Source organism: Amycolatopsis sp. NPDC003731 (genome assembly GCF_053586895.1).
Genome location: NZ_JBSFNC010000238.1, coordinates 1 through 9,665 on the forward strand (window position 1 = coordinate 1; position 9,665 = coordinate 9,665).

Genomic DNA, 9,665 nt, shown 5'->3' on the forward strand with positions numbered 1-9,665 from the left:
CCACCAGCGTCGTGCGGCGGTCGGACAACGGTGGCTGCTGCTTCGACTACGGCAACGCCGAGCGCAACAGCCGCGACAACGGCAACGGCACGATGGAAGCCATCTACTTCGGCAACATCAAGGTCTGGGGCTACGGCGCCGGGAACGGGCCGTGGATCATGGCGGACCTGGAGAACGGGCTGTTCTCCGGGGTCAACCAGCGCTACAACGCCAACGACCCGAGCATCAGCCACCGGTACCTGACGGCGATCGTCAAGGGCGGGCCCAACCGGTGGGCGATCCGCGGCGGCAACGCCCAGTCCGGCGGGGTGTCCACCTTCTACGACGGCGTGCGGCCCAACGTCGCGGGCTACAACCCGATGCGCAAGGAAGGCGCCATCATCCTCGGCACCGGCGGGGACAACAGCATCGGCTCGGCCGGCACGTTCTACGAGGGCGTCATGACGTCCGGTTATCCCTCGGACGCCACCGAGAACGCGGTGCAGGCCAACATCGTCGCGGCCGGGTACGGTACCGGCGGCAGCAACACCGGAACCGGGCCGGTGCACGCGGTCGGCGCGGGCAAGTGCCTGTCCGGCGCCGCCCAGGGCACGCAGCTGCAGATCGCGGGCTGCAGCGGCCAGGCGAACCAGGCCTGGACGCGCACTTCGGACGGCCGCCTGACGGCCGCGATCGGCGGGGCGACGCTGTGCCTGGACGCGTCCGGCCAGGGCACCAGCGCGGGCACGAAGGTGGTGACCTGGCCGTGCAACGGGCAGGGCAACCAGCAGTGGAACGTCAACTCGAACGGCACGGTCACCGGGGCCCAATCCGGGCTCTGCCTCGACGTCACCGGCGCTTCCACGGCCGAGGGCGCGCCGGTCGAGCTGTGGACGTGCAACGGCGGCAGCAACCAGCAGTGGACGTTCGGCTGACCCCGGCCCGAGACGAATCGAGGACTTCCGATGATCACCGGTTCACCCCCAGGGCGGCGTTTGCGGACCGCCGTCACCGTCCTCGCGGCAGCCGGTCTGTCGGCGACCGCACTGGTGCTCTCACCCGGCGTCGCCGGGGCGGCGAGCACACTCGGCGCCGCGGCGGCGCAGACCGGCCGGTACTTCGGCGCCGCGATCTCGACGAGCCACCTGGGCGAAGCCGCCTACGTGAACACGTGGACGGCGGAGTTCAACGGCGTCACGCCGGAGAACGAGATGAAGTGGGACACGGTCGAGCCGAACCGCAACCAGTTCAACTTCGCGTCCGCCGACCGGATCGTGAGCCAGGCGAAGAGCCAGGGCATGAAGATCCGCGGGCACACGCTGGTGTGGTACCAGCAGCTGGCGCCCTGGGTCGGCGGGCTGGACGCGAACAACCTGCGTTCGGCCATGCTCAACCACATCAGCAACGTCGCCGGCCACTGGAAGGGCCAGGTCATCGCCTGGGACGTGGTCAACGAGGCGTTCGAGGAGAACGGCACCCGCCGGCAGGCGACCTTCCAGCAGAAGCTCGGTGACGGCTACATCGAGGACGCGTTCCGCGCGGCCCGCACGGCCGACCCCGGCGCGAAGCTCTGCTACAACGACTACAACACCGACGGCATCAACGCGAAGAGCACCGGCATCTACAACATGGTGCGGGACTTCAAAAGCCGCGGCGTGCCGATCGACTGCGTCGGCTTCCAGAGCCACCTGAGCGCGAACTCGAACCTCGGCAGCTACCAGGCGAACCTGCAGCGCTTCGCCGACCTCGGCGTCGACGTGCAGATCACCGAGCTGGACGTCGGCGGCTCGGGCTCCGGACAGGCGAACGTGTACCGGCAGGTCACCCAGGCGTGCCGGGCGGTGTCCCGCTGCACCGGCATCACCGTCTGGGGCGTGACGGACAAGTATTCGTGGCGATCGGGCGACACCCCGCTGCTGTTCGACGGCAACTACGGGAAGAAGCAGGCCTACACCGCCGTCCTCGACGCGCTCGGCGGCAGCGACCCCAGCCCCGGCGGCACCGGCCCGGTGCGCGCGGTGGCCGCGAACCGCTGCCTGGACGTGCCCGCCTCGTCGACCACCGCGGGTACCCAGGTCCAGATCTGGGACTGCAACAGCGGGGCGAACCAGCAGTGGACCCGCGGCAGCGCGGGCGAGCTGAGCGTCTACTCCGGCGGCACGAAGCGCTGCCTGGACACCGTGGGCGGCGGGACCGCGGCGGGCACGGCGACCGTCATCGCCAACTGCACCGGCGGGGCGGGCCAGAAGTGGACCTTCACCGGGAGCGGAACCGTCACGAACGGCCAGTCGGGACTGTGCCTGGACGTCAACGGCGCCGCGACCGCCAACGGCACCAAGGTGATCATCTGGAGCTGCAACGGCGGCTCGAACCAGCGGTGGACGTCGAGCTGAGGCCGGCCCGGCCGTCGTAGGCTGGCCGGGTGGACGAGCTGCCGGTGGTGACCGAACGCCTGATCGTGCGCCGGTTCGAGGACGGTGACGTGCCGGCGTTCGGCGCCTACCGCTCGGATCCCGAAGTGGCGCGCTACCAGTCGTGGGAGGCGCCCGTGTCGCCGGTCGACGCCGGGCGCCTCGTGGCGGAGTTCGTGGCCGCCGAAGAAGGGGCGCCCGGCTGGTTCCAGTACGCCGTGGAACTGCGCGACGGCGGCGGCCTGGCCGGGGACGTCGGGGTGTGCGTCGACCCCAACCGGATGCAGGCCGAGCTGGGGTTCACCATCGCGCGGGAGCACCAGCGGCGGGGCTACGCGACCGAGGCCGCGCAGGCGGTGCTGGACCGCCTGTTCGGCATGGGGATCCGCCGGGTCTCGGCGGAGTGCGACGCGCGGAACAGGGCCTCGGCGCGGCTGCTGGACCGGCTCGGGTTCCGCCCGGAGGGCCACCGCCGCCGGCACACGTGGCTCAAGGGCGAGTGGACCGACGACCTGCTCTTCGGACTGCTGCCCGAGGACCGCGGCCATTCCGTGGGGCTCTTCGCCTGCCGGCCCAACCTGCTGGTGCGCGATCTTGCGGAGAGCGTCGCGTTCTACGTGGACCTGCTCGGCTTCCGGGTGGGCTGGCGCTGGTCCGACCGGCAGGGCCGGTTCCTCGACGCGGACGAGCCGACCGAGGCGGGTACCGCGCTGGTGGCCCGCGATCAGGTGCAGATCATGCTGACGCAGGTGGCCGGTTCGCACACGACCCGGTTGCACCTGGACGTCCCGGCCGCCGACCGGGTCGACCGGCTGTTCCTCGAGTGGAGCGGGCGGGGTGCCGAGATCGCGGAGCCGCCGTTCGTGCGCCCGTGGGGGATGTACGAGATGCGCCTGCTCGATCCGGACGGGAACGTGCTCAGGGTGAGTTCCCCGCCGGCTCACTAGAGCGCCCGTTGCCGCGCTCGAATGTCCAGGTTTTGACCCGAACGGGAATCCGTCGTGCCGTATCTTTTCCGGTGAAGCCTGTGTTGCATTTGATCGACCCGGGCGGAGGAGAACGGGGTGGGCGGCTTCTCGTTTCGGTCATGGCGTCCCCTGAAAGTGCGGTTCCGCGCCGCGCGTGGGTGGGGCCTGCTGGGCGGTGCCGCGCTCCTGGGAGTGGTCATCGGCTGTGTCGTCGCGCTGTGGGTTCCGGGCGTCGCGGCGGTGTCGGTCGGCTCCGCCGTTGCCGTGGCCGTGTTCACGGTGGCGAGCGCTCGCGGCAAGGATGTCCTCGAACGGCAGGCCGAGCGGCGGGACGCCCGGCCGCTGCGGATGCTCGCCGCGGGGGCCGGCGGGCGGCCGCTGCGGGTGCGGGATCTCGATGATCCGATCGTGCTGAGGGTGCACCCCGCGGAGGCGGTCGTCCGGGACGTCGCCGGGGAGCGGACGCTCGACCGGACGCCGCCGTACGTCCGCCGGGACCTGCACGACGAGCTGGGCGGCCTGATCCGCCGGGGCGGGTTCGTCCTCGTCGTCGGCGAATCGACGGCCGGCAAGACGCGGGCGGTCTACGAGGCCGTGCGGGCGGTGTGCCCCGACCACGTGCTGCTGGTGCCGGCCGGTCGCGAGGCGCTGACCGACGTGATCGCGACCGCCGCCGACACACCCCGGTGCGTGCTCTGGCTGGACGACCTCGAGCGGTTCCTCGGGGCCGGGGGACTGACGCCGATCCTGCTGAACCGGCTCCTCGGCCGCGGGTGGGGCCACCTCGTCGTCGCCGCGACGATGCGCAGTCCCGAGTTCGACCGTTACGGCGCTCGCGAGGAAACCGGGGTGGCCGGGGCGGATCTGGACGCCTGGCGCGATGCCCGCGACATCCTGCGGCTGGCGAGCGTGGCCGGCCTTTCCCGGCGCTGGACGGACGGGGAAATCGAGCGGGCCCGCGAATGCGACGACGACCCGCGCATCCGGGCGGCGCTGGCGAGCATCGAGAAGTTCGGCCTGGCGGAAGTGCTCGCCGCGGGGCCGGAACTGGTCCGCAACTGGCGCAATGCCTGGTCACCGTCCGCGCACCCGCGGGGTGCCGCCCTGGTGGCGGCCGCGGTGGACTGCCGCCGGGCGGGGATGGACGAGCCGGTGCCGCTGGACCTCCTGGCCGACCTATCGCGCCACTACCTGCGCGAGCACGGCGGTGAAGTGCTGCGCCCGGAGTCGCCGGCGGACGCCCTCGCCTGGGCGACGAAGACCAGTCACGGAGCCAGCAGCCTGTTGCTGCCGTCGGAGGGTTCCGACCACTACATCGCCTTCGACTACCTCGTGGATCTTCCCGGGCTGGCGCTGGTCCCGTCGCTGACGTGGCAGACGCTCATCGGCCGTGCCGAACCGTGGCAGGTCTTCCGCATCGGGGAAACAGCGGCGCGAGTCATGCAGCACGACGTCGCCGCGCAGGCGTTCCGCGAAGCGGCCGCTCGTGGGGTTCCCGGTGCGGACACCGCGGCCGAGTTCTACGCCGCCTACGGTGACCGGCTCCGGGCGAGCACTGCATTCGAGGGGCTGCTCGAAGAACGGAGGGAAAGGTTCGGAGACAAGCATCCGGAGACTCTTCGAGTGAGGCTCACTTACGCGGAGAGTCTTGCTGATTCGCCGTACGCCGCAAGGGCTCTGGAGGTGTTCCCGGAATTGATCCGGGATCTCGAAGAGGTGCTGGGTGGTCGCCATCGTGACGCGTTGGACGCGCGGCGCTGGCACGCGTACTCGATCGGCGTGTGCGGCGATCTTTCGGCCGCGATCGGCTTGCTGAACGACATCCTCCCCGCGCACGAGGAGGTGTTCGGGAACGAACACATATCCACTCTGCTGGCCCGGCATTACCTGGCATTTCTCACTGCGGAAGACGAACCTGAGAAGGCGCTCGGCAAACTTGACGACATGCGGGCGAGGTACGTCCGGGTCTACGGTCCGGACAGTCCGAGGGTTCTGCAGATACGGGACCTCACCGGCATCGCGATGTGGCGTTCGGGTGTGCCGCTCGACGAAGTCCTTCGGCACCACCAGAGCCTGTTCCACGACCGGGTCCGGATCTTGGGTGGCGACCACCCGCACACGGTGGTCACGAAGTTCAGGGTCGCCGCTCTGCTGTTCGAGACGGGGCAGATCAGGCAGGCCGACTCGCTGCTGGACGAACTCATCCGGCAGTCGGTCGATGACGGCGCAAGCGAGGAAGACCTGCAGAAGATCGCCCTTCGCCTGACCGGTCTGCGCTTGGGTGACAACGGAGGCCAACTGCGGTCGGTTCGCGAAAGAGCGATGACGGTGCTGCGCGTCTTCGTGGCGCTGCGCGGTGAGGACGACCCGATCACCCGGAAGATCGCCGAAGTCATGTCGGCCGCCGGTGTCGCGGCCGGACCGTGACGACGGCTCAGCGCTTGGTGCGGTCCCAGATCACCACCGGGGGTGCGTCCGGGTAGTTGACGTCGTGGGCCCAGACCTTGTCCACCTTCGGGTTGTGGCGGAGGATCGGGAACTCGTCCATGTCGAATACGTTGTTCGGCCGGCGGGACGCGAGCTCGTCGCCCTGGTCGGCCCAGCCGCTCGATTTGCCCGGGGTGTTGGGCAGGGCGATGTGGACGTCGCCCTGGGCGTTGTGGGCCAGGGCCTTCGAGGCGTCCTTCCAGACCTTCTCGCCGTTCGGGTGGTTGTCGGAGAACTTGGGCATCTCGACGCCGTTGTCCTTCAGGATGCCTTCGAGGGTGTTGCCGCCGTTCTTCTTGGCCAGGTTGATCGCCGGGTCCTCGATCGAGCCGTGGTACTTCGAGTCCGAGATCTTGGTGCCGGTGACCGGGTCGACCTTCGCGTCCGTGATGTGGCCGCCCGACCAGAACCAGGACTTGTCCTTGCCCGGCGCCATCATCTCGTCCCACTTCTTCGAGAACTTGGCGTACTGCTCGTCGGTCATGTTGTGCGGGCGGATCTTGCCGTCCGGGTCGCGGAACTCGCCGAGGCCGTCCGGCTTCTTCGCGCCCGGCGGGAGCTTGCCCGCGTCGCCGCCGCCCGCCGGGTTGTCCGGAGACTTCGGGCCGCCCGTCTTGCCGCACGGGCTCTGCACCAGGCCGAGCGGGTCGCCCTGCAGGTGCGGCTGCTCGACGTAGCCCACCGGGTCTGGCGCCGCGGCCAGGCCGAGCGGGTCCTGGCTCAGGTAGCGGCCGGTCCGCGGGTCGTAGTAGCGGTAGACGTTGTAGTGCAGCCCGGTCTCGGCGTCGCGGTACTGGCCCGGGAAGGCCAGCGGCATCGGCGCGCTGCCGGACGTCGACGGCAGCAGCTCGCCCCAGAAGCTCCTCCGCGCCTGCCACTCGACGCCGCCGTCCGGGGCGAGGAGCTCGGTCGGCGTGCCGGCCGGGGACGTCACCACCGTGTGGAACCGCACTTCCGCACCGCGCTGCTCGACCTGCACCACCGGCCGGCCGTCGTCGGGATGACGCTCCCAGGTGAGCACGCGCGACGAGCCGTCGTCGGACACCTCGATCTCCTCGACGAGCTCACCGCCGCTCCAGACGAACCACGTCTCCGCCGTCTGCCGCGGCGCGCCGTCGTCGCCGAGGATCCAGCGGCGCTTGGCGAACCGGCGGCCGAGCGGGTCGTAGAGGTAGGTCCAGAACGACTCGTCGGGGCCGATCGCGGCGACCAGCCGGTCCAGCTCGTCCCAGACGAAGCGCCACCCCGCGGTCCCGATCACCCGGCCCTGCGGGTCGTGGCCGTACCGCGTCCCGGACGGCGGCACCAGCCGCCCCGCCGGGTCGTAGGCGAAGCGTTCGACGCCTTCGGGCGCGTGCACCTCCGCGACGCGGCCGGCGGCGTCGAACCCGAACCGGACCGGCCGCGTGTCGTCGATCGCGGCGAGCCGGCCGTCCGGTGTGTAGGTGTAGGCGCGCCGGCCCACGCCGGCGATCGTCTGCTCCCCGAGCCGGTCGGAAGTGTCGAAGACCTGGCGCAGGACGACGGTGCCGTCGACCGACCGGGCGGTCTCGCGACCGGCTTCGTCGTACTCGAACGCGATCTCGTGGCCCCCGACGCGCAGCGACACCGGGCGGTCGCCGTCGTACCGCCACTCACTGTCCACGCCGGACAGAGTGGTGCGGTGGACGCCCGCGGCGTCGTAGGTCCAGCGCACGCCGACGCCGTTGACGGTCTCCTCGCGCACCCGCCCGCGTTCGTCGCGCACGATCTGCAGGACCGATTCGTTGTTGATCGCGTACTCGAGCTGCCCGAGCGCGTCGTAGGCGTACCCGGTGACCCCGGTCGCCGTCCGCCGCTCGACGACGTTGCCGAGCACGTCGTAGGCGTACTCGGTGACTTCACCGGCGCCGTTCGTCATCCGCCGCAGCTGCCCGGCCTCGTCGTAGGCGTAGGTCAGCCGGCGCCCGTCGAAGTCGGTCTCCTCGACCAGCCGGCCGGCCGGGTCGTAGGTGTAGCGCCAGGTCTGGCCGCGCGGGTTGGTCACGGCGGTCAGCCGCAGCTCGGCGTCGTAGCCGTACGCCGTGCGCGCGCCGGCCGCGTCGAACTCCTCGATCGGGAGGCCGAACGGGCCGTACGTGCGCCGGGTCGTCCGCCCGGCCGCGTCGCGGTGCTCGACGACGCGGCCTTCGCCGTCGTGGCGCCAGCTTTCGCGCTCGCCGCCGGGGCCGATCCGCCAGGCGCGCTGCCCTTCCGCCGTCCAGCCCAGCTTCGCCGCGCCGCCGGACGCGGTGTGCACCAGCCGCGGCCGCCCGAACGGGTCGCGGTCGCCGGGCCGCACCGCCGCGGTGAGCACCGGCTCGTCGCCGAAGACGTCCGTGCCGTCGACGCGCAACCGGGTCGAGACGCCCGGGAGCGCGGCGTACGGATCGGCCGCCGGGGCCACCGCCCGCGCGTCACCGGCCCGCAGTTCCATCTCGCCTGCCCCGGCCGGGCTCAGCCGCACCTCGGACCCGTCCGGCCGCGTCACCGTCGTCAGGACGCCGTTTTCGTAGCCGTAGAAGGTGATCCGGCCCAGTTCGTCGGTCTGCGAGAGCAGGTCGTCGTAGCGGGTCCACGAGTACCGGCGTGTGTGCCCGAGCGGGTCGGTCCGCTCGACGAGCTGGCCGGCCTCGTTCATCCGGTAGACCCAGTTGTGGCCGAGCGCGTCGGTGTGCCGGGTGGTCCGGGTCCCGGTGTCGTAGGCGAACGCGCCGTTGAGGTAGCGCTCGGCGCCGACGCTGCGGACGCAGCGGCCTTCGGCGTCGTAGACGTAGCGGTACCAGGTGCCGGTGCGGTCCTGCCAGCCGACGATCCGGTCGTCGACGTCGTAGTCGAGGTTCACCGGGCGGCCGGTGAAGCCGGCGATCTGGGTCAGCTGGCCGAGCCGGTTGTAGCCGTACCGCACGACCGGCGCGCCGCCGGGCACGCCGAGCGCGATGATCCGGCCCGCGCCGGCGTTGATCCCGATCTCGGTGCCGTCGTCGCGGCGCAGCAGGCTGGGGGCGCCGCTCTCGTCGTGTTCGATCGTGGTGCGGGAGCCGCCCTGCTCGATGCCGGTCAGCGGCAGCACGCGGCCGCCGCCGTCCGCGAACACCAGGTCGCGCGGGCCGGCCGACAGCCGGTAGCCCCCGCCGGTCCGGCGCAGCGGGTGGCGCGGGCCTTCGATCGGCAGCACGGGCCGGTCGCCGTCCGGCCGCGGGTACACCAGGACCATGCCGTCCTCGGCGAAGAACCGCAGGTGGTCGCGATCGGCTTCCAGTCGCTGGTCCAACGTGGACGCCCAGGAGCGGCCGAACCACCGGCCGCCGCGGTAGGCCGACAGGTGCGTGCGGGACAGCTCCAGGTCCCCCGCGTCACCCGGCAGCGTCAGGTCGACCTGCTTCAGCACGACCTCGCCGGTGGCGACGTCCACCGGGTCGGAGACGCAGACCTTTTTGTCGTCGGGCACCGCGCGGTCCCGCGGGCCGTCGCCCTTGGGGTCGCCCTTCGGCTTGCCGCCGCCGTCGGCCCCGCCCTTCGGGGTGCCCCCGGGCGGGCCGTCCTTCGGCGGCGGCGGTGTGTCGGCCGGCGGGTCGCTCTTCGGGGGCGGGTCCGTCTTGGGTGGGGCATCGGTCTTGGGTGGCGGGTCGCCTTTGGCGCCCGAGGGCGAGGTGCCGTCGCCCTTCGCGCCCGAGGTCGTGGTGCCGTCGCCGTCACCCTTGCCCTTGGGCCCGCCGATGTCCTTCGGTCCGCTCTTGATGTCGGTGTGCTTGGGCGGTGGCGCGGTTTTGCCCGGCTTGATCTTCCGCAGCGCTTTCGC

At 71.6% G+C, this 9,665-nt stretch carries 5 protein-coding genes; 4 read left to right on the forward strand and 1 reads right to left on the reverse strand.

Features of this window, described 5'->3' with window-relative positions; translation table 11 throughout:
- The 4 genes from ACWDN5_RS44865 to ACWDN5_RS44880 all read left to right on the forward strand — a co-directional run.
- Nucleotides 1-914, forward strand: a 914-nt coding sequence (locus tag ACWDN5_RS44865) for an arabinofuranosidase catalytic domain-containing protein (RefSeq protein WP_449680563.1), incomplete at its 5' end; no start/stop codon positions are given.
- 30 nt (nt 915-944) lie between these two features.
- On the forward strand, nt 945-2,372 hold the full coding sequence (locus ACWDN5_RS44870) for an endo-1,4-beta-xylanase (RefSeq protein ID WP_449680564.1): 1,428 nt from the start codon (nt 945-947) through the stop codon (nt 2,370-2,372).
- 29 nt (nt 2,373-2,401) lie between these two features.
- The gene (locus ACWDN5_RS44875; RefSeq protein WP_449680565.1) at nt 2,402-3,337 is read left to right on the forward strand and encodes a GNAT family N-acetyltransferase; all 936 of its coding nucleotides are present in this window, start codon (nt 2,402-2,404) and stop codon (nt 3,335-3,337) included.
- A gap of 156 nt (nt 3,338-3,493) precedes the next feature.
- The gene (locus tag ACWDN5_RS44880) at nt 3,494-5,785 is read left to right on the forward strand and encodes a hypothetical protein (protein ID WP_449680566.1); all 2,292 of its coding nucleotides are present in this window, start codon (nt 3,494-3,496) and stop codon (nt 5,783-5,785) included.
- Nucleotides 5,786-5,792: 7 nt separating this feature from the next.
- Here the strand turns inward: ACWDN5_RS44880 and ACWDN5_RS44885 are convergent.
- Nucleotides 5,793-9,665: DUF6531 domain-containing protein (locus ACWDN5_RS44885; RefSeq protein WP_449680567.1), on the reverse strand; the 3,873-nt coding region annotated here is incomplete at its 5' end.

Coding starts and splice junctions, on each gene's coding strand:
- ACWDN5_RS44870 (WP_449680564.1), top strand. CDS start 945: ATGATCACCGGTTCACCCCCAGGGCGGCGTTTGCGGACCGCCGTCACC.